This is a genomic window from Fictibacillus sp. B-59209 (assembly GCF_036216745.1).
GTDB classification, from domain to species: Bacteria; Bacillota; Bacilli; order Bacillales; family Fictibacillaceae; genus Fictibacillus_C; species Fictibacillus_C marinisediminis.
On the sequence record NZ_JARMMC010000018.1, the window covers coordinates 564225 to 583096 of the forward strand.

At 43.4% G+C, this 18872-nt stretch carries 22 protein-coding genes, 1 pseudogene and 1 riboswitch; of the genes and pseudogenes, 7 read left to right on the top strand and 16 right to left on the bottom strand.

The genetic code is table 11. The annotated features are described in order from the left end of the window. Window positions 1-57: 57 nt before the first annotated feature. On the bottom strand, window positions 58-474 hold the full coding sequence (locus P4361_RS15710; protein ID WP_062231216.1) for a DUF1992 domain-containing protein: 417 nt from the start codon (window positions 472-474) through the stop codon (window positions 58-60). A 358-nt stretch (window positions 475-832) separates the two neighbouring features. Then, a complete protein-coding gene (locus P4361_RS15715) occupies window positions 833-1786 on the bottom strand; it encodes an ABC transporter substrate-binding protein (RefSeq protein ID WP_256225499.1) in 954 nt (317 codons plus the stop codon). A gap of 163 nt (window positions 1787-1949) precedes the next feature. Between P4361_RS15715 and P4361_RS15720 the strand changes: the two genes are divergently transcribed. The 5 genes from P4361_RS15720 (at window position 1950) to P4361_RS15740 (ending at window position 5952) form a co-directional block, all read left to right on the top strand. After that, window positions 1950-2957, top strand: coding sequence for an iron ABC transporter permease (locus tag P4361_RS15720; protein ID WP_328089993.1), 1008 nt, complete (start codon window positions 1950-1952; stop codon window positions 2955-2957). After that, window positions 2954-4000 carry an iron ABC transporter permease gene (locus tag P4361_RS15725; protein ID WP_328089994.1) on the top strand — a complete coding sequence of 349 codons (1047 nt, stop codon included), beginning with the start codon at window positions 2954-2956 and terminating at the stop codon, window positions 3998-4000. Before P4361_RS15720 ends, P4361_RS15725 begins: the two co-directional genes overlap by 4 nt. An 11-nt stretch (window positions 4001-4011) precedes the next feature. Then, a complete protein-coding gene (locus tag P4361_RS15730) occupies window positions 4012-4830 on the top strand; it encodes an ABC transporter ATP-binding protein (RefSeq protein ID WP_328089995.1) in 819 nt (272 codons plus the stop codon). Then, window positions 4802-5572, top strand: a complete 771-nt coding sequence (locus P4361_RS15735) for an IucA/IucC family C-terminal-domain containing protein (RefSeq protein WP_328089996.1) — start codon at window positions 4802-4804, stop codon at window positions 5570-5572. Before P4361_RS15730 ends, P4361_RS15735 begins: the two co-directional genes overlap by 29 nt. Window positions 5573-5655: 83 nt before the next feature. After that, window positions 5656-5952, top strand: a complete 297-nt coding sequence (locus P4361_RS15740; protein ID WP_328089998.1) for a DUF948 domain-containing protein — start codon at window positions 5656-5658, stop codon at window positions 5950-5952. 40 nt (window positions 5953-5992) lie between these two features. On the opposite strand, the gene P4361_RS15745 is transcribed toward P4361_RS15740, so the two are convergent. From P4361_RS15745 to P4361_RS15790, 10 genes are all read right to left on the bottom strand, one after another. Next, window positions 5993-7060 (bottom strand): NAD(P)H-dependent flavin oxidoreductase, encoded by a 1068-nt coding sequence (locus P4361_RS15745; RefSeq protein WP_256225491.1) that lies wholly within the window; start codon window positions 7058-7060, stop codon window positions 5993-5995. 86 nt (window positions 7061-7146) lie between these two features. Next, window positions 7147-7374, bottom strand: a complete 228-nt coding sequence (locus P4361_RS15750; protein ID WP_256225490.1) for a hypothetical protein — start codon at window positions 7372-7374, stop codon at window positions 7147-7149. Window positions 7375-7420: 46 nt separating this feature from the next. Then, entirely contained in the window at window positions 7421-8011 is a 591-nt protein-coding gene (locus tag P4361_RS15755) for a DedA family protein (RefSeq protein ID WP_053354865.1), read from the bottom strand. An 87-nt stretch (window positions 8012-8098) separates the two neighbouring features. Continuing rightward, window positions 8099-8455: a fluoride efflux transporter CrcB gene (gene crcB, locus P4361_RS15760; protein ID WP_328089999.1), complete on the bottom strand. Its 357-nt coding sequence runs from the start codon at window positions 8453-8455 to the stop codon at window positions 8099-8101. Then, window positions 8452-8850 (bottom strand): fluoride efflux transporter CrcB, encoded by a 399-nt coding sequence (crcB, locus tag P4361_RS15765; protein WP_256225488.1) that lies wholly within the window; start codon window positions 8848-8850, stop codon window positions 8452-8454. The genes crcB (P4361_RS15760) and crcB (P4361_RS15765) overlap by 4 nt, the downstream gene beginning before the upstream one ends. Window positions 8851-9032: 182 nt before the next feature. Next, window positions 9033-10070: a ribonucleotide-diphosphate reductase subunit beta gene (locus tag P4361_RS15770; protein ID WP_265407885.1), complete on the bottom strand. Its 1038-nt coding sequence runs from the start codon at window positions 10068-10070 to the stop codon at window positions 9033-9035. Between the two features lie 19 nt (window positions 10071-10089). Next, window positions 10090-12324 (bottom strand): ribonucleoside-diphosphate reductase subunit alpha, encoded by a 2235-nt coding sequence (locus P4361_RS15775; protein ID WP_328090040.1) that lies wholly within the window; start codon window positions 12322-12324, stop codon window positions 10090-10092. Between the two features lie 171 nt (window positions 12325-12495). Then, window positions 12496-12697, bottom strand: a riboswitch (cobalamin riboswitch). 50 nt (window positions 12698-12747) lie between these two features. After that, window positions 12748-13170: a CBS domain-containing protein gene (locus tag P4361_RS15780; protein ID WP_053354868.1), complete on the bottom strand. Its 423-nt coding sequence runs from the start codon at window positions 13168-13170 to the stop codon at window positions 12748-12750. A gap of 133 nt (window positions 13171-13303) precedes the next feature. Beyond that, window positions 13304-13507 (bottom strand): Fur-regulated basic protein FbpA, encoded by a 204-nt coding sequence (locus tag P4361_RS15785; RefSeq protein ID WP_062231203.1) that lies wholly within the window; start codon window positions 13505-13507, stop codon window positions 13304-13306. A 146-nt stretch (window positions 13508-13653) separates the two neighbouring features. Then, entirely contained in the window at window positions 13654-14166 is a 513-nt protein-coding gene (locus P4361_RS15790; RefSeq protein ID WP_062231201.1) for a MogA/MoaB family molybdenum cofactor biosynthesis protein, read from the bottom strand. 171 nt (window positions 14167-14337) lie between these two features. Here P4361_RS15790 and P4361_RS15795 point away from each other — a divergent pair, with 171 nt between their 5' ends. Beyond that, a complete protein-coding gene (locus P4361_RS15795; protein WP_328090000.1) occupies window positions 14338-15264 on the top strand; it encodes a metal ABC transporter solute-binding protein, Zn/Mn family in 927 nt (308 codons plus the stop codon). A gap of 50 nt (window positions 15265-15314) precedes the next feature. Here the strand turns inward: P4361_RS15795 and P4361_RS15800 are convergent, their stop codons facing one another. Further along, complete coding sequence (locus P4361_RS15800; RefSeq protein WP_328090001.1) at window positions 15315-15857, bottom strand: copper resistance CopC family protein; 543 nt, start codon at window positions 15855-15857, stop codon at window positions 15315-15317. A 123-nt stretch (window positions 15858-15980) separates the two neighbouring features. Further along, complete coding sequence (locus P4361_RS15805; protein WP_091006374.1) at window positions 15981-16073, bottom strand: YjcZ family sporulation protein; 93 nt, start codon at window positions 16071-16073, stop codon at window positions 15981-15983. A gap of 221 nt (window positions 16074-16294) precedes the next feature. Here P4361_RS15805 and P4361_RS15810 point away from each other — a divergent pair, with 221 nt between their 5' ends. Then, a complete protein-coding gene (locus P4361_RS15810) occupies window positions 16295-16408 on the top strand; it encodes a YjcZ family sporulation protein (RefSeq protein WP_234293139.1) in 114 nt (37 codons plus the stop codon). A gap of 122 nt (window positions 16409-16530) precedes the next feature. On the opposite strand, the gene P4361_RS15815 is transcribed toward P4361_RS15810, so the two are convergent. Together P4361_RS15815 and P4361_RS15820 are read right to left on the bottom strand one after the other, a co-directional pair. Continuing rightward, a complete protein-coding gene (locus P4361_RS15815) occupies window positions 16531-18591 on the bottom strand; it encodes a penicillin-binding protein 2 (protein WP_328090003.1) in 2061 nt (686 codons plus the stop codon). Between the two features lie 59 nt (window positions 18592-18650). Further along, window positions 18651-18872, bottom strand: a pseudogene (locus P4361_RS15820) (hypothetical protein); the annotation flags it as partial.

Below are 18872 nucleotides of genomic sequence, written 5' to 3' on the forward strand. Positions count from 1 at the left end.
CAAAAAAGACTGCCGGTTATCTCATAACCGGCAGTTGATGACGTGATATCGCTTTCCTCATTGTAAAAATTCTTCCACCGTAACCTTGCGTTTTTGTACAGAAGGCGGGCATGATGAATTAAAAGCTGTAACTTTTTTATTAATTTCTTCCACTGTTCTTTTGATGTTATATTCCACGGTATAGGTTTTAACTTCTTCCTTCAACTGTTCAATCTCTTTTCCAAGCTTGACCCAGTTAGGCAGAATGTTGTTTTCCTTCAAGATTTTATTCAGCTGTTTTTCCGGATTGTACGTAAGATCATTATCCTCAAAAACTAACGGCTTGCCCTTTCCCTTAAGGTTATCAAAGGCTCCTTCTTTTTCGGCACGTTTTACAATGGCAGTTAGATGGTCTTCGTAATACCAGCCTGTGTCTTCATCCTTCATAAGAATTTCTTTCTTCTGAAGTTCCTTTTCCAGCTCGTTTTCTTTCATACCATTTATACCTCCCTTGCCATTTTAGGATGTATCTATATCTTCATGATACGCTAATTAACATCCTTTCTTAAGGGAAATTGTGACATTTTATTGAAAAGCGCAAGCGCCTGGACTGCCTATCTGATGAGACGTCAGTGAGGCTGATGCGTTGTCTGGCATGTAACGTGCCGTGTTTGGCACGTAAAACGCGAAAACTCGCACGTAAACCTGGAAAAGTGGACCGTAAACTCCCAAAAGCGGACCGTAAATCCACAAAACTCGCACGCAAACAAAACTGGAAAGCCAACATATATACTTCCATTTCTACATAAAGAAAAGCCCGCATTAAAATCATTGCGGACTTGAATGTTTTCTATTACTTTACTAGATATTTCTCGATGTCATCGAGCATAAGATTTGCTGCTTTAACACCACCGGCTGTATTCCAGATAGCATCAGACACCTTGTGGACATGTCCTTTTTTCACAGCGCTTAAGTTCTTCCAAAGCGGATCGTTTGTCCATTCTTTTTCTTGTTTTGTCGCTCCTCCGTCTCCTGCTTCATACGTGAAATAGAATAGTTCATCCCCATCCATTTGCGGGATTTGCTCTTTTGTCACTTCAGCCACAAAGTCATCTTTGGTTTCCACTTTTGGACGTTTGAAGCCTAATTGATCTAGAACCACCCCTGAGAAAGAATTTGTAAGGTAGATGCGGGAAACTCCAGGCATGAAGCGGACGACAGAAATTTCTTTATTCAAGCTATCGCCTGCTTTTTCTTTAATATCTTTCACTCGCTGATCATAATCACTGATCACTTTGTTTCCTTCTTTTTCTTTATTTAATGCTTTGGAATATAATTTGAAATTGTTTTTCCAGTTGCCTCGAAGATCTTCCGAAAAGACGGTTGGCGCAATCTTGTTCAACTGATCATAGATTTTTTCCTGTCTCATCTTATTCCCGATGATAAGGTCTGGTTTTAAAGAAGCGATCTTCTCCAGGTTAACCTGGCTTTCATCCCCAACGACTTCGACACCTTTCATGTCAGCTTTAATATGGTCGTACCAGGGATTCCCAAGCCATGATTTCACCGCACCCACTGGTTTAACCCCCATTGCCAATACGGCTTCGGTTCCTTCATTCGTCAATACAACAACACGCTTTGCACTATTAACTTTTGTCGTTCCCATCGCATGTTTAACACTGTATCCTTTCGGCTCACTTCCGGATTTTTCTTTTTCACCCGTTCCGCCGCAAGCAGCCAACAGCATGACCGATAGAACCGTAAGTATGATTCCTAATTTTGAATATGTAGATTTTAACGCCTTCATTTCTTTCTCCCCTTCAAATGATAATGATTTTCATTTATAATTAGCATCATACCCGATGTCAAAAACAACTGTCAATACTAATTGATAATGATTTTCAAAATCATTGACATGGCAGTTCGCCTTTACTACACTATAAATGTAAATTCAAATTATTGAGGTAATTATGAACGGAATTATTCAAACAACCAAATACAAGACGGCCTTCCTTTTTGCCGGGGCCGTACTTCTTGCAGCTTGTATGGCCTTAAGTGTAGTGCTCGGGTATACCAATACGAGCTGGAAAACAGTGCTTGAGGCTTTTACCCATTTTAATGGTTCGAATGAACATCTGATCATTCTAAACGCAAGGCTGCCGCGGGCAGTTATTGGCGCAGCAGTAGGCATCTCACTGGCCTTAGCCGGTGTAATGCTGCAGGCCATCACTCGGAACCCAATCGCTTCAACCGATATTTTCGGTCTGAATGCGGGGGCAGGTTTCTTTATTGTCATAGCCGTTTCATTTTTCAACATCAGTTCCCTTCAGCAATTCACCTGGCTCGCCTTTGCAGGAGCTGCGGTTTCAGCTCTTGCCGTGTACATATTGGGATCAGCCGGGCGCAGCGGTTTAACGCCGGTTAAAATGACGCTTGCAGGAGCGGTTATCGCTGCTATGTTTGCCTCTCTCACACAAGGGATGCTCGTGGCCAATGAAAAGGCGCTTGAAGAAGTGCTGTTCTGGCTCGCAGGGTCCATACAAGGGAGAAAGCTGGAATGGCTCTATCCTGTATTGCCCTATCTTCTTCTCGCATGGGCGGGTTCCATGCTGATGTTCAGACAGCTGAATATTTTTCTGCTCGGAGAAGACGTTGCCAAAAGCCTTGGACAGCATACGCTCCTATTTAAAATACTGGCCGGCGTCCTTATCGTTTTTCTCGCTGGCGGTTCGGTTGCAGTTGCCGGTCCTATCAGCTTTGTCGGTATTGTGGTGCCCCATATCGCACGTTATCTTGTTGGCAATGACCACCGCTGGGTCATTCCATATGCGGCACTTCTTGGCGGAATTCTTTTGATAGCAGCTGACATTAGCGCCAGATACATCATCATGCCCGAAGAAGTGCCAGTTGGTGTAATGACCGCCTTAATCGGCACACCTTTTTTTATTCATATCGCACGCAAAGGAAACTTCAAATGAGCAAGTATTTAACCGTTAGATCCAAGAGATATTCCATGTTATTTGATAAAAAAGCTTTGATCGTATCCATCGTTCTTTTTCTTATTATGGCAGGAATCATGTCTGTCAGCATTGGTATCGGGGAACTGTACATTTCCCCTCTTGAAGTACTCAAGTCATTAACGGGAACCGGCTCAGGTATGAACGATGTCGTCATCCAGCAGTTCAGGCTTCCAAGGATCTTGATCGCCGTTATTGCCGGAGCTTCCCTTTCCCTTGCAGGAGCGATTCTGCAGGGGGTAATACGCAACCCGCTGGCATCGCCGGATATGCTCGGTATAACAACTGGAGCAGGTTTTGCAGCCGTTACCTTCATCACGATGTTCAGCAATCAAAGCAACAATCTGAAAGTAAGTATCGGTTATTTGCCATTTGCCGCCGTACTTGGAGCGTTTGTTATGGCCGCCGTCATCTATATACTTGCCTGGAAGCAAGGAATATCCCCAGTCAGGCTCATTTTAATCGGTGTCGGTCTGATGTCAGCTACACAGGCACTCACTACCCTTATGATCATACTGGGTCCGATCTACGCCGCTTCACAGGCGACCATCTGGCTGACTGGAACGGTTTATGCAACAAATTGGCAAGATGTAAACAGCCTTTTGCCGTGGTTTATCATCCTTGTGCCCATCCTGTTCTTACTAAGCCGAATGCTTAATGTACAGGAACTAGGAGATGAGGTTGCGACAAGTCTCGGCCACTCCGTTCATAAAGGACGTTTTGTGCTGCTTGTCCTCAGTACCGCACTGGCCGGTTCTGCCGTTGCTTTTACAGGGGCTATCGGTTTTGTTGGTTTGATTGGACCGCATATTGCCAGAAGGCTCGTCGGTTCTTCCTTCGGTGCTATGCTTCCAGTATCGGGTTTAATTGGTACTATTCTGGTCCTGCTCGCTGATTTGGCCGGCCGGACACTGTTTTCACCATTAGAAGTGCCCGCAGGCGTTTTCACTGCCGCCATAGGAGCTCCCTATTTTATCTATCTGCTTTTTAAAAACCATGGTTAAGGAGTGATTTCATGTCTATCAAAACAGAATCACTGACATTGTCTTATGGAAAAAATCCTGTGATAAAAGATTTAAAAATAGCCATACCCAAAGGGGAAATCACCGTATTGATCGGCAGTAACGGCTGTGGAAAGTCTACTCTTCTCCGGTCGATGGCCCGTCTCCTATCACCTGAAAAAGGGTCCATTCTATTAAACGGTAAAGACATTGCCAAACGATCAACTAAAGAAGTAGCCAAAGAGCTCGCCATATTGCCTCAGGGTCCTGTAGCACCCGAAGGATTGACTGTGCTGCAGCTTGTCAAGCAAGGCAGATTCCCTTACCAGTCCTGGCTAAAACAGTGGTCAACACAAGACGAAGAGGCAGTTTATCATGCCCTTGACGCGACCAACATGCTCGAATTTGCCGAAAGAAGTGTTGATTCTCTTTCTGGTGGGCAAAGACAGCGTGCCTGGATCGCCATGACGCTTGCTCAAGGAACAGAAACCATCCTTCTGGATGAACCGACGACGTATTTGGATATGACACATCAGATTGAAATTCTCGATCTGCTCTTTGAACTAAACCATAGAGAGCAGCGGACAATCGTTATGGTTTTGCATGACTTAAATCTAGCCTGCCGCTATGCCCACCATCTTGTAGCAATTCAGAATAACACCGTGTTTGCACAAGGCCGTCCGGAAGACATCATGGACGAGAAGCTGGTTTCTGACGTTTTCCGCCTGCAGTGCAAAATTGTCAATGATCCATTGTTCGGAACCCCAATGTGCATTCCCTACGGAAAGGGGCGAACAGCTGGTCATGGCACACGTTCAGCTCAATATGCGTAATGTTATCGGATGGTCCGAATCAGAAAGAATCTATATCGAGAACCACTGCCGCTTTCAATTCTCTTTTTCAAAACAAAAAGCGGCATTTGCTGCAGAATACTTACTGGAAGAAGAGAATATGCTTGCTTTCATAAAAGAAGCAGGCAAAAAAATAGGTTCTCAGGAAGAAAGAGTCACTGCTTCTTTATTTTTTAAACGGTACGTCTTTTGCTGCCTGACTTCATCCCTTTATGCGCTCTCCATAAGAAACAAGCAGTTTGATATGAGGGTTCAAAACGTGATCATTATCGATGAACAGGAAAAGCACAGCTGGCTTCCCTCCTTCTCCCTTCAAAACATAGAGGGACTCTCCATGGCCGGCGACCGGGAAAAGTGGCGTTCCTCCGTTATAGAAATGCTCTTTGCTCAGAACATCTCCATCATGCTCGATCATCTGGCCAGTTATACGAAAGCTTCAAGAGCCATGCTCTGGGAGAACGCGCTCATCTATATTGCCTGGCTTTATAACGCATGGCAATCAGAAGCCCACCCTGCACCTCTAAAAAAGCAGCTGGAGGAAGATTATCGTTTTATCGTACAGCAAGCGGAAGGTTTTCATTTCGGAGCCTCCTCCAATCCTTTTCTGAAATCGTCAAGGAAGTATGAGGAACAGGAGATGAAAAAAAGGCAGACATGCTGCCTATATTACAGAACAGATGGAGGCACATGCTGCAAAACGTGCCCGATGAATGAAGCCGACTGATCCATTGAATATCAGGCGGCTTTTGTTTGTATGATAATAATATTGGGTATCACTTGATTATAGAGAACATAAGGAGGAAGAACATGGCCATTATTTATATCAGTATTGCTATAGTTGTTGCTGCATTGGTTTTCCTTGGAGTCTATGCTGTTAAACTGATGAAATCGAGCCGCCAGACGATGAAGAACTTAAACCGGACGACGCAGCTCATACAGGCGGAAATGAACGATGTAACCAATCAGACTGCTCTTCTGAACGAGAAAACAGAATACTTAAAATATGATATGTATAATAAAAAACAAAGCATTAAAAGTGTTGGAGATTCTGCTGCAGAATTGAAGAATACAACAGCAGAACTCCTCAGAAAGTTTAAAAAATAACAGCCGCAAGCCCGGGTCATGGGCTGCGGCTGTCTTGCTGTCAGAACGGTTTCATCTGGCTTATGACTTCGTTGTATTCCTTCAGCAGACGCTTCATTATTTCACGGGCAGGACGGCTTTCTGCAAGAGGAGCACCTTGCCCTGCCCATAATGACATCAACTCTCTTTTACCTTCACTTGCCGCTTTCTTGCGGATTTCTGACGTCATTGCGTTCAGGATCGGGTATGGCGGGAGATCTTCTACTGCTGCCATCTGCTTCATAAAATCATTGTTGATGCCTCTGGCCATCTTTCCAGAGAAGGCCTTCGTCAGCCGCAGATCCGTTTCCTTTGCATGAAGAACGGCGTCTTTATGCAAAGGATGGGCACCGCTTTCAGCTGAAGCTAAAAATGCCGTACCGAGCTGTACTCCACTCGCTCCGAGTGCCATAGCGGCAGCGATCCCCCGTCCATCCATAATTCCTCCGGCTGCTATGACTGGCACAGAAACCGCATCTGTAAGCAGCGGAATGAGTGCCATCGTCCCGATCAATGCATCTTCTGCTTCACCTATAAACGTTCCCCGGTGGCCGCCAGCTTCACTGCCTTGTGCCGAAATGGCGTCAATCCCAAGTGCCTCCAGCTTTTGAGCTTCCTTCACTGATGTTGCAGTAGCCATAATCCTTACCCCGTGTCCTTTCAAAAGATCCACAAGTTCATCTGAGGGGGCGTTAAATGTAAAACTCACGATCGGAACTTGAGCATCAAGGACACATTGAAGCTGTTCTTGAAAGGTGGACTGATGTTCTTTTTTACCCGTCGCCTTGTCCATACCAAGTGAAGAGCGGAAAGGTGCGAGCAGCGCCTGCATCTTTTCTGTCTGCACTCTGTCCTCCATGAATTCTTCAGGGAGGAATAGATTTACAGCATAAGGCTTATCCGTTGTTTCCCTGATTGTTTTGATTGCTGCTTGTAGATCTGCAGGTTTCATGTATCCTGCACCCAGGGTTCCTAATCCTCCGGCATTGGAAACAGCCGCAGCCAGCTCCGGAGTCGCTGGCCCGCCGGCCATTCCTGCTTGTACGATGGGATATTGAATGTCGAAAAGTGATAGAATGGATTGCTTCATTTCAGCACCTCTCTCCTTCGTTTTGGTTTCGAGTAACGAACTTCCAATTAGAGTGTAACAAAAAAACACGCCGGCTGTCCGCGTGTTTACGTTTTGATTTGTTCAAACTGACGATAAACGTGTTTGATGACCTGATGTATGTTTTCATTGCTATAACCGCATTCTCTCATCGCACGGGCAACATATCCAGCGACTTCTTCTTTTTCCGGATCCCCATTTATTTTCAGCAGCAGTTCATTGATTTTTTTATTTCGCTGACGTTCATCCATGATTTCACCTGCCTGCTCTTTTTCGTTAGTGTATGAACAGGACAAAAGAAAAAGACCCCTATTCAGAGGCTTTCTCCTTTCAAAACAAAAGCTATTTTTTTCCTTTTTTCACTTTGAGCAAAACAACGATAAACAACAGCAATATGGCAGCTATCATTATTCCTCTTGTATAAGGCGCCGCAATGGTTTTAATATCTTCCCAGTTACTGCCCAGCGTGGTTCCAAGGTAGATAAACAAGATCGACCAGGGAATGATGGCAATCAACGTATACAGTGTAAATGTGGAGAAACGCATCTTCGCGATACCCGCTGGAATGGAGATGGCATGGCGAACAACAGGGATAAAACGGGCAAAAAAGATCATGCCAGTCCCGTATTTTTGAAACCAACTTTCTGATAGATCAATTTGTTTGTGGCTGATCAGGATATATTTACCGTACTTCTCCAAAAACGGCCGTCCTCCATAATACCCCATCCAATATAGAAATAGCTGGGCAATGGTTCCGCCAATCGTTCCGGCAATTACAGAGCCTGCAAAGGTCAAATGTCCTTGTGAGATCATATAGCCTGCGTAAGATAAAACAAGTTCACTGGGAATGACTTCTATCATAAGACCAAGAGCAATGCCTAAATGTCCAAGCCCTACAATCCATTCCAAAAGTGATAATATCATTTCTTTCAATTTATATACCTACTCTCTATTAAAGTTATATCCCTGAACCTTGTACATCTTTTAGAGCCAGCCAGGTGACTCCGGCTAACCGCTAAGTCATTTGAAGTTTATCATAAAACCGATAAATGCCGCCAGAAGTCCTCCCGCATAACTGATTGCCAGATAAGTAATTAAATACTTCCACTGCCTTTTTCTATAGAAATGAACGTTCTCCAGTTTTAAAGTAGAAAACGTAGTGAACGCCCCCATAAATCCTATGCCAAAAAACAGTCTGATAGAATCTCCCGCGTGCATTCCTGTAAGCATACCGAGTAGAAATGAACCGGTAATATTAACAAGCAAGGTAGCAATTGGAAAAGGGGAGTCTGTTATCCTTTTTATGAATTGTCCAAGACCAAATCTGAAAATGGCTCCAAAGAACCCGCCCGCTGCTACAAGCATCACTTGCATCATACTCGCTGTTCCTCCTTGCCTCGTGTCAGTGATCCAAGAAGGAAACCTAGCCATGACATGACTAGCCCGCCTATTAAACTTAGGATGATATATAGGACAGCTGTTGCCGTGCGTCCCGTCTGAAGCAACTGAATATTTTCCACAGTAAATGTAGAAAATGTCGTAAACGACCCTATCAATCCTGTTCCGAGCACCGTCATAAAATAGGGGTGAACCCTGGGATTTCTGCCGATTCGAAACGTAAGATATCCGAGAGCAAATGAGCCTGCCATGTTGGTTAAGAAGGTAGCCAGCGGATAGCTCCCTTCCCAAACAAGTGCGATACCGAGCCCAAGGCCGTACCGTAGAAGGGCTCCGGCTATTCCTGCCAGTCCCACAAGTACGTAAAGCAGCATATCCGTCATCCTTTCTATAAGAAAAGCGCAAGCGACCTGTTTAGGTCCGACAAGCGCTGGAGCTAGACATTACTTCTATGCAACAAAACAGACTCCTGCCGCAATCGCGGCAGGAGCTGCTGTTTTCATCTCCAACATCATATTATCATGTTTAATTCCATTAGAACAATTTGCGTTAAAATTTACAAATCGTCAAAACCATTGGCATCTGAGACTTTTGTATATTGTCTTGACTTCTGTTCAAAAAAATCACTCTTACCCTGATTGATATCTTCATACGCTTTGATCCATTTCATTGGATTCTCTCTAAACCCATCAAAAGGACGCTGTATTCCCAGCTCATTGACCCGCTTATTGGCCATGAATTTAATATAGGCTTCAAGTTCATCCATTCTCAACCCAGGAAAACGGTCACCGATGATGTACCGTCCCCATTGTATTTCCAGTTCAGCCGCCTTTTTGAATGTCCCCTGAACAAACTGGACCGTCTCTTCAGAATTTAATTCCGGAACTTCATTCAGCAGTTCTTTGAAAATTTGGCAGAAGAGCCTGACGTGCAGCTGCTCATCCCGGTTGATATAATTGATCATCGTACTGGAGGCGACCATTTTCTGGTTTCGGGCAAGATTATAAAAGAAAGCAAAACCAGAATAGAAGTTTAATCCTTCAAGTACAATGTCATAGACGATCGATTCCATAAACGTTTTTGGTGATGGCTCTTCTGTAAACTTCAGATAGCCGTTTGCAATAAAATCGTTCCGTTCCCTCAAGACAGGATCATGTTTCCAGTATTCAAAAATCTCATCTTGTTTTTGCTTGTTCACCAGGCTCGATAACACATACGAATAGGACTGGTTATGCACTACCTCCTGAAAGGATAAAACCGTCATTAATGCCGACAGGCTGGAATCGGTCAAGTACGCCGCCACTCTTGAAGAGTAATCCGTCTGAATGCTGTCCAGAAAAGCCAACAGTCCAATGATCTTATTAAAGGTATCTTTTTCCTCGTTTGATAGATTCGGATATTGTTTCACGTCGCCGGACATATTGATCTCAAAGGGAGTCCAAAAATTCGCGAGCATGTTTTTATAGAGCGGATATGCCCAGCTGTACCGAACGTCATCCCAATTTAAGACATTGGAGCTCTGTCCGTTAATTAGACCAGTAGAAGCATTCGGCGCTTCTACATCATATAGTTTCCGTTCTGTCAGTGTTTTCATTAATAAAATAACTCCCTTCTTAGCTGGAACAGCTTTCACAGTCTTCCAATTCTGCAATAGATGTAGACCTCGTATAATACGTTGTTTTGAGACCTGATTTCCATGCCGTCAAGTGAAGATCGAGAAGTTCCTTCGCTTTAATCGTATTTTTGACATAAAAGTTAAACGAGATGGACTGGTCTACATGCTTCTGTCTGACAGCGTTTTGTCTGATGCTCCAATGCTGATCCAGCTCGTATGCCGATTTATAATACCAGCTTGTCTGAGGGGTAAGATCTGGAGCCGTCACCGGGATCCTAAAATCCTTCTTCTCCTCAGAGTACTCTTTTTTAAAAATAGGATCGACGGAGGCTGTGGAGTTCGCAATTAAACTGGTCGTCGCATTCGGAGCAACCGCCATAAGCCATGCATTCCGCAGGCCAGTCTGATGAACCTGTTCTTTTAATATAGTCCACTCTTCAGACACATAGTTCCTGTCTTCAAAATAAACACCGGTTTCCCAGTCAGATCCTTTAAAGGCTGGATACGCGCCTTTTTCCTTCGCCAGTTCATGGCTGGCTCTGATGCTTAAATAGCTGATTTTTTCATAAAGACAGTCATTATAAGCTACGGCTTCTTCTGATTCCCAGCGTATTCCTTCCACTGCCAGCAAGTGATGCAGCCCAAATGTACCCAATCCGATCGCCCTGTACTTCTTATTGGTAAGCACCGCTTGTTTCACTTCTATTCGCTCCTGGTTCATATCAATGACATTATCTAGCATGCGGATTTGGATTGGGATCAATCTCTCAAGCACATCATCCTTTACTGCTTTTGCAAGCGAAATAGAGCTTAAGTTGCAAGTCACATAATCTCCAGGTTTCTTTGTGATCAAGATTTTACCGTCCTGTGTTACTTCCTCTTCGACTGTAGTCGCTGATCCGTTCTGGGCAATTTCCGTGCAAAGATTGCTGCAGTAGACCATTCCGGCATGCTTATTCGGGTTAGCCCGATTAACCGTGTCCCGGTAAAACATATACGGCACTCCCGTTTCCAGCTGGCTTTTCATGATTCTTTTAAAAATTTCAATGGCTGGTACAACGTCATAGCCTCCTGAACCTTTTTCACCCAAAAGCCCTTGTTCGGCTGCGGCAACGCACTCATCATATTTATCGCGGAAACTGCCTTTGCCGGGTTCTTCATCAAAAAAATCATCCAGTTCATAGCCCATCACTTTTTTTACCGTATAAGGATCAAACAGATACCAGTCTTCTCTAGACTCTGCCTTTTCCATAAATAAATCCGGAATGCAGAGGCCCAAAAACAGATCATGAACCCGCTGCCGTTCGTCACCATTATTTAGCTTGGCGTCAAGAAAAGAAAAAAGATCTTTGCCGAACACATTGTAGTAGATGGCGATAGCTCCCTTTCTCTGTCCAAGCTGATCGACACTGACCGCTGTCTGGTTCAACAGCTTCGCCCATGGAATAATGCCCGATGAATTGCCCTTGAATCCTCTTATTTCTGAACCAAGGCTTCTGATCTTGCCAAGGTAAACGGAGATCCCGCCTCCGCCTTTCGAGAGCGTTGCTGCATCTGTTGTAGAATCATAGATTCCTCGAAGGCTGTCATCCATCGTATCGATGAAGCAGCTTGACAGCTGGCCATAGCTTTTACCCGCATTGGCAAGTGTAGGAGTTGCCACGGTCATATACAGGTTCGACATTGCCCAGTAGGCTTCTTTAATCAGCTCCATGCGGCGGTCTGAAGGTTCGTTGGACATCAAGGACATCGCGATGATCATAAAACGTTCCTGAGGCAATTCAAACACTTTGCCTTCATGCGATTTGGCAAGATAACGGTCAGCCAATGTACGAAGTCCTATATATGTAAAAAGTTCATCCCTTTGAGGGACAATCATCGCTTCAAGCTCATCTATTTCTTCTGGTGAATAGCTGCTTAACAGGTTCTTATCATAGATTCCTTTGTCTGTCAGTGTACGAATTAATCCATAGAAGTGGCCATATCCATGAACTCCTTGGCTCCCCCTGTTTTTTACTGCATCCGAGTAGATTTTTTTAAGATGCATTCTTCCTGCGACGAAGGTCCAATCCGGCTCATGCATTGAAATTCTTTCAAGTGCATGCAAAATAGCCATATTCATCGCTTCTGTTTGAGAACTGCTTTTATCAGCATAATAGCCTACCTGTTCTGTATACTCTTCCTTTTTATCAAGCTGGGGAAAGCCCAATAGAATTTCATCCAGCCAATTCATAACAAGATGATCTGTTCCGCCTGCTATAACCAAAGTCAAATCTCCTCCTCTAAAAATCCGCAAAATAAAAAGGCCCATCCAGTGGATGAGCCTAAAAAAACGACACGAGTTATATGAATCAAAAATAGCAGTAAAGTGTGCCGTTTTTGCTTCTCAATCCCCGAAGAATCAAAATCGTGAAACAAAAAGGCAGGTCTACTGGCTAATGCTTCCTCCTACTCTGAGCCTTCCCATGTAAAAGCCACACAATCGTGCGCGTTTCTTACACAGTGGATTCTCATTTCGTCCACATGACAGTTGCGGGGACAGCTCCGGATTGTTTTACCGGATTCCCTATTAAGTCTTACAAGACACCTCTTGTTTCAAATACTATATTTAGTTTAATACATTTACTTTCACACTAAATATAGTATTTGTCAACACCTAGTTTTCATTTATTTTGTTATTCCATATTGTATTTGCGCAGTACTTAATGATGTCCCGGCGGCGGATAATCCCAATAAAATGCCCGTCGTCGTCAGTCACCGGAATAAAGTTCTGGTCAGTTGCCAACGTAATTAAATCTTCCATATTTGAATTGATTGATACTGAGATATTGTTCACACGCTGTGGAACATCCTTCAGTTTTGTTTTCACCACATCGTAGAAGCCAAGGTCGAACGCTTCTTTCAATTTCCAAAGCAGATCCCCTTCTGTGAGCGTACCGACATACTGCCCTTCCTCTGAAACAAGGGGAACAGATGTATATTTGTGATAAGAAAGCTTCTCCAATGCCTGCCTGATGGTCGATTCAGGATTCAAATATTTAACCTCTTCTTTAGGCAATAGATAAAAAGCTATGTTCATGCTGTGATCTCCTTTAACCATAAAATGCAGCCGTTCTTTTCTACTATAACAAAAAATAAAATAGATGAGCAGTAATAAGCCATCACACAAAAAAAGCCCTAAGAAGGACACATATGTTCTATTGTCTATTCCCTCACTGTGTTTTATTTAAACTTTTTTTGCCAGGGTCCACCCCATAATTTTGCTGAAAAAGCCAGCTTTTATATTCTTCTTCCAATTCAGTCAATGGCCATGTGGAAAGCTCTGCTTCCACTTCTTTGCTTATCCCGTTTTTCTTTAGCATCTGAATAAGGAAATTCTTCCTCTCTTCAACGGCTTTCCGCAATAATCCGCCCATCATTTCCTCCCGTTAAAGCGTTTTCATAGTATAGTATACGTGGATCCAATTAAATAGTTTCAGCATTCATGGCTCTTTACTGAAACTTATTGGATAGAGTATACATTTATGACCACTAAACGGAAGATCTGACTTGTTTTTCTTCTTTATAAATCTTTATTGATTTCCCGAATGACATGAGAGACCTCGGGGAGAATCAGCTTTTTCATGGCTAAAGCTGCCGCTCCTGTAGATCCGGGCATTGCAAAAACCGCTGTGGAGCCAACAACTCCTGCCGCTGCTCTGCTCAGAATGGCTGCAGATCCAATATCCTCGGTATAACTTAACATCCTGAAAAGCTCGCCAAAACCTGTAATTTCCTTTGTAAACAATGGTTTTAGCGTCTCAATGGTAACATCCCTGGCAGCAATGCCAGTCCCGCCATTAATTAAAATAGCCTGGATATCACTTGCTTCACACCCAGCCAAGACAGCAGATTCGATTTCCCCTCGCTCATCTTTTACAATTACATAGTCTCCCACTGTATGGCCGTTCAGCGTTAACTGCTCTTTTATAAGAGTGCCGCTGCGATCGGTTTCTTCTGTTCTCGTATCACTCACAGTAATAATTTTGCAGCAGACAGAAGAAGGAGCCTGTCTTTTATGATCTTCTACACTCATTTGCTTCCCCTTTCCCGGAGGTTGTAATGGATGTATTATCCTTTATTCATGGCCAGAAGTCTATCCTTTTGCATGCTCAAAAATAAATCGGAACAAATACGCTTTGCAAAACGTAATGTTTCCGTTATAATAAGATGAATTATTTTTAATGCGTTTGGAAGGAGCACTCATATGAAAAGACACTATGCGGCCTTGACGTTTATGATCATAGGATCAATGATACTATCTGGCTGCGCGAATGGCACTAAACATAAATTAAATAGCCCTCATAAGCTTACCATAACTACAACACTTTATCCCCTGGAATACTTTACGAAAAGGATCGGCGGAAAGCATGTTTCTGTATCAAATGTAATCCCTCCAGGCACCGATGCTCATTCTTTTGAACCGTCTACGAAAGACATGATCAAAATTTCAGACAGTGATGCATTCATCTATAACGGTACAGGAATCGAAGGATTTGCTGATAAAGTAAATGAAACGGTAAAAAACGAAGGGGTTGAATCCATAAAAGCAGCCAATGGCCTCACACTGGAAAAAGTGGAGCATCGTGATGAGGACCCTGACGAACATGGGGATAAAGATCCCCACATTTGGCTTGATCCGGTTTATTCAATCCAAATGGCCAAGAACATCGAACAGGCGTTAATTAAGCTGAACCCAAAAGCCAAAGCTGACTTCACAAAGAATTACCTATCACTTAAGAAGGATCTTGAAAAGCTTGATACCTCGTTCAATCAAACGATCAAGAAAAGCCCGCATAAGGAGATTATTGTTTCTCATGCTGCCTATGGATACTGGGAACATCGGTACGGCCTGAAACAGATTCCAGTTTCCGGACTGTCAACTTCTCAGGAACCGTCACAAAGACAGCTGCAAGACCTGGTCAAACACGTTAAAGCAAAACATATTCACTATGTTCTTCTTGAAAACAGTGCCAGCGATAAACTGGCCAGAGTTGTAGAACATGAAACAGGAACAAAAACACTGAAATTAAGAAACTTAGAGACCCTTATTCCTAAGGATGCTGAGGCGAACGAAGATTATTTATCACTTATGCAAAAAAACGTTCAAGTCTTGAAACAGGCCTTAAGATAAGAAAGCAGGACCATGAATGGATGAATCATGGTCCTGCTTTTATGTGTTAATTATGATTTTCTTCGTTTAATGAACAGCACGGCTCCGATAATCACGATCAGCAGCACTACGATAAACAGCGGGGCTGCTGCATTGTTCGACTTCGATTCCGCCTTTTCAGCTTTTTTCTGTTGTTCTTCTTTTTGGGTCTTTTCACCTTTTGCTTTTTCTTTTTTAGGTGCTTCCTTTACCGCCTTCTCTTCTTTCGGCTTCTGAACAGCAAAGGAGTAATCTTTTTGGATAATATGGCCATCAGCACCGATAATTTTGTAATTTACTTTATACTTCCCGTTTTCAAGCGGTGAGGGAGCCGTGCCTGTCATTATATTATTCTTTACGTCCACTTTTACATCTAAGGGTTTTCCATCCTTAGTGACTTTCATCGTGCTTAAATTTTCAATTTTTGATTCAAAAGTTAACGTGATCTTGCTTAAGTTTTCTTTGATCACAGCACCTTCTGCCGGCTGTGAAGATTCAAGGCCGGTATGGGCGGATGCAATTGACGCAGAACAAAGAAAAAAAACAGCGGTAAGAAACAATATGTACTTCTTCATGTTACATCTCCTTTACTTTCCTCATTGCTATATATACTTTACTGGAAAACGTAAAAAAAGACCACCCAGACACAACCATCAGGGGGTCTTTTCTGTTTACTGTTATTCATGCCGGATCAGGGCTTAGCAAAATGCACAAGCACAGCCTATGATAATTAACAAAATGAACAGTACCACAATAAGGGCGAATCCACTTCCACCGCATCCAAATGACATTTTGTTACCTCCTCTTTCGAGATATTTAACGCTCTACACCCATAACATATGAAGCGGCCGGGCTGTGTGAAACGGTACAAGAGTCTATTTTTTAAAAAACTTTCATGTTTGCTGATGATGTAAAGAGCCTGAGAAAATACGCCTATTTTCCAAGCTTATCCGCATTTGTCCCATACAAAAAAAGCAAAGCGCCATATAGTGTTAGGGAGATGTTGGAGTTTATGACAAAGGAGGTAACACATATGGGATTCGCAGCAGGCGGAAGTGGTTTCGCTTTGATCGTGGTACTGTTCGTGCTTTTGATTATCATCGGATGTGCTTGTGCTTTCTGCTAATGCACTGAACAAGGAAAAGATGCAGATCTTTTCCTTGTCATTATGAACTACGATTAACGCAAATTGTTTTCCAGTAACCAAAACCCATAATTAAAGCACTGAGCGCCGCTCAGTGCTTCTTTTTATTGCTTCGCTTGTGCTTCCGTCTCGGTCTTCTTCTTCAACGCCCAATACGTCTCCAGAGCCCGCTGTCCGATGTGCTTGTTGACCGCTTGCGTTCCGCTGTACGGTGACGCATCTGGTACAATAATCGCAAAAGCTATTTCCGGATTATCATAAGGGGCATAGCCGACCAATGTCAGGTTATCTTTGTTCGCAATGAAGTTTCCATTGTGATCATATTTTTTAACCTGGGCTGTACCTGTTTTCCCTGCCGGGTTATGGTATTTCGAACTGTTAAAATACTGTGCGGCTGTTCCACCCGGGGAATGGTAAACTTCCCAGAACCCTTGCTGCACGCGATGAATATAGCTTTTATCCATATCTATCTCGTTCAAAATATTCGGTTCAAACCTCTCAACGAGTTTTCCTTCACGATGATCTCCTGTTTCCGGCTCCCGAATTTCTTTGACGAGCCGGGGCTGCACACGGTATCCCCCGTTAGCAATTGTTGATACATATTGGACCATCTGGATGGGAGTATACGTGTCAAACTGTCCGATCGCCATATCAAGCATATTTCCAAGCTCTCCATAGCCTCCATTATAACCTGTTGATTCATTCGGAAAATCGATTCCTGTCTTCACTCCCAAACCAAACTGGCTAAAATAATAACGCATAACATCATAGCCTAAGTAACGGTTATTCCCGTAAAAACTTTTTGTGCTGTAGCTGAATTTGCCAAGCCTCATGGCGATATTGAACATGTAAACGTTGGATGATTTCTTCAAGGCGGTTGTGTCATTTATGCTTCCCATGTTGGCATGTGATTTTTTTGTCAAACCTCCAAATTTCAAAGGTGCATCATAAATATACTCACCCATATGAATCACGCCTTTATGAAGACCTGTGAGAACGGTTGCTCCCTTGACGGCAGATCCCATCTCATATGCATCAAACAGTGCGCCATAGGAGTCATTGACAAACTTCCCATTGCTATCCATCTTCTTCCCGGCAATCGTGTAGATTTCCCCTGTCTTCGGGTTCATCATTACGATGTAGGCAGATCTCATCATTTCATTCCCGCGGTCGGCCCGGCCCTTACTGATCTCCTCTTCCAGGATCTTTTCCATCTTATGCTGAAGCTCCATATCGATCGTCAGAACCAGATCTTTTCCACGTTTACCCGGAATGACTTTCGGTTCTCCGAGCGTTTTTCCAGTTTTCGGGTTCGTAAGGTAGATGCTTTTCTCTTTCGTTCCGCGAAGTGTTTCCTGATACTGAGCTTCAATTCCGCTGACCCCGACCTGGTCGGTGCGGTCATAGTTCAGTGCCGAAAGATAATCCTGCTGCTCTTTCGGCATCTGCTTTACCCGTCCAAAAATGGTCTTGAGCGAATCGCCGAACGGATACGTCCGGTCTGCATCCGGCATGATATCAATGCCTTGAAGCTGATCCAGGTTTTCAGAAATGATGGAAATTTCACGATCTGTTAAATTTTTCTTTACTGGTGAAGCGGAATAAGCATAGCCGGCATCCATTTCTCGTTTGATGGCGAGAATCTGCAGATCTTTTGTTGTCAGTGTATCGAGGTCCTTTTTTGTGATCCGGCTGACCAGCAGCTTGTATTCTTTTTCATTGTTAAGTTTTTTTGTTTCAGCCGGGGTAAGTCGTTCTTTCATAAGATTAGCCACTCCTGTTTTTACGATAAAAAAGTCTTTTTTATCACGCTCAGGAATTTTCTTCTTCTCCACTTGAATATGCTGAGACAGCCATTTGGCAACCTTATATGTATCTTCTGCTTTTGTACTGCTTGTTTTCGTATACGTCAGCGTAAAATAAGGTTGATTGTCCACCACAACCCGCTGATTACGGTCAAGGATCTTTCCGCGCGGAGCTTCTTTCTTAGCTTCTTCTTTTTTTATGGCTTCAGATTCCTGTCTTTTTTCTTCCCCATTGACGATTTGAAGAACACCGAGACGCAGTATGAGGACGGAGAAAAGCAGAAAGACGGCAACAAATAGTATATTTAAGCGAAAAGGAAGGTGGTTCTTTTTCTTTTTGGTTTTCTTTTGAGTTTCCATAACCCTTTCCCTCCAGTAGATTATTACAATTATATTACAAAACCTTCCCTACTAGATTACTAAAGTTTGAAAGAGATTCCAAGTTTTTCATTAGAATTTTTTTCAAAAAAAACTCTGTTAGTCCATTTTGTTGTTTTGGTGGGGTGTGATTGAACCGCCTTCTGAAAATCAGAAGGGGCTGTCCAAGTAGTCTGTAAGCTGTTGATTTCCGTTCCAGGCTGCTCGCTTTCCGCGGGGCGTGCGGTGAGCCTCTTGGTGCAGGCACCGGCGGGAGTCTCACC

What these genes read in the sequence shown, in the direction of transcription:
- P4361_RS15735 (WP_328089996.1), top strand. Translation starts at nt 4,802, where the DNA reads ATGGCACACGTTCAGCTCAATATGCGTAATGTTATCGGATGGTCCGAA.
- crcB (WP_256225488.1), bottom strand. Translation starts at nt 8,850, where the DNA reads ATGCTGCTTTACGTACTTGTGGGACTGGCAGGAATAGCCGGAGCCCTT.
- P4361_RS15780 (WP_053354868.1), bottom strand. Translation starts at nt 13,170, where the DNA reads ATGAACATAGCTTTTTATCTATTGCCTAAAGAAGAGGTTAAATATTTG.
- P4361_RS15770 (WP_265407885.1), bottom strand. Translation starts at nt 10,070, where the DNA reads ATGAAAACACTGACAGAACGGAAACTATATGATGTAGAAGCGCCGAAT.
- P4361_RS15710 (WP_062231216.1), bottom strand. Translation starts at nt 474, where the DNA reads ATGAAAGAAAACGAGCTGGAAAAGGAACTTCAGAAGAAAGAAATTCTT.
- P4361_RS15805 (WP_091006374.1), bottom strand. Translation starts at nt 16,073, where the DNA reads ATGTCATTTGGATGCGGTGGAAGTGGATTCGCCCTTATTGTGGTACTG.
- P4361_RS15795 (WP_328090000.1), top strand. Translation starts at nt 14,338, where the DNA reads ATGAAAAGACACTATGCGGCCTTGACGTTTATGATCATAGGATCAATG.
- P4361_RS15815 (WP_328090003.1), bottom strand. Translation starts at nt 18,591, where the DNA reads ATGGAAACTCAAAAGAAAACCAAAAAGAAAAAGAACCACCTTCCTTTT.
- P4361_RS15810 (WP_234293139.1), top strand. Translation starts at nt 16,295, where the DNA reads ATGACAAAGGAGGTAACACATATGGGATTCGCAGCAGGCGGAAGTGGT.
- P4361_RS15720 (WP_328089993.1), top strand. Translation starts at nt 1,950, where the DNA reads ATGAACGGAATTATTCAAACAACCAAATACAAGACGGCCTTCCTTTTT.
- P4361_RS15775 (WP_328090040.1), bottom strand. Translation starts at nt 12,324, where the DNA reads ATGAATTGGCTGGATGAAATTCTATTGGGCTTTCCCCAGCTTGATAAA.
- crcB (WP_328089999.1), bottom strand. Translation starts at nt 8,455, where the DNA reads ATGATGCAAGTGATGCTTGTAGCAGCGGGCGGGTTCTTTGGAGCCATT.
- P4361_RS15785 (WP_062231203.1), bottom strand. Translation starts at nt 13,507, where the DNA reads ATGGGCGGATTATTGCGGAAAGCCGTTGAAGAGAGGAAGAATTTCCTT.
- P4361_RS15790 (WP_062231201.1), bottom strand. Translation starts at nt 14,166, where the DNA reads ATGAGTGTAGAAGATCATAAAAGACAGGCTCCTTCTTCTGTCTGCTGC.
- P4361_RS15745 (WP_256225491.1), bottom strand. Translation starts at nt 7,060, where the DNA reads ATGAAGCAATCCATTCTATCACTTTTCGACATTCAATATCCCATCGTA.
- P4361_RS15800 (WP_328090001.1), bottom strand. Translation starts at nt 15,857, where the DNA reads ATGAAGAAGTACATATTGTTTCTTACCGCTGTTTTTTTTCTTTGTTCT.
- P4361_RS15715 (WP_256225499.1), bottom strand. Translation starts at nt 1,786, where the DNA reads ATGAAGGCGTTAAAATCTACATATTCAAAATTAGGAATCATACTTACG.
- P4361_RS15740 (WP_328089998.1), top strand. Translation starts at nt 5,656, where the DNA reads ATGGCCATTATTTATATCAGTATTGCTATAGTTGTTGCTGCATTGGTT.
- P4361_RS15725 (WP_328089994.1), top strand. Translation starts at nt 2,954, where the DNA reads ATGAGCAAGTATTTAACCGTTAGATCCAAGAGATATTCCATGTTATTT.
- P4361_RS15730 (WP_328089995.1), top strand. Translation starts at nt 4,012, where the DNA reads ATGTCTATCAAAACAGAATCACTGACATTGTCTTATGGAAAAAATCCT.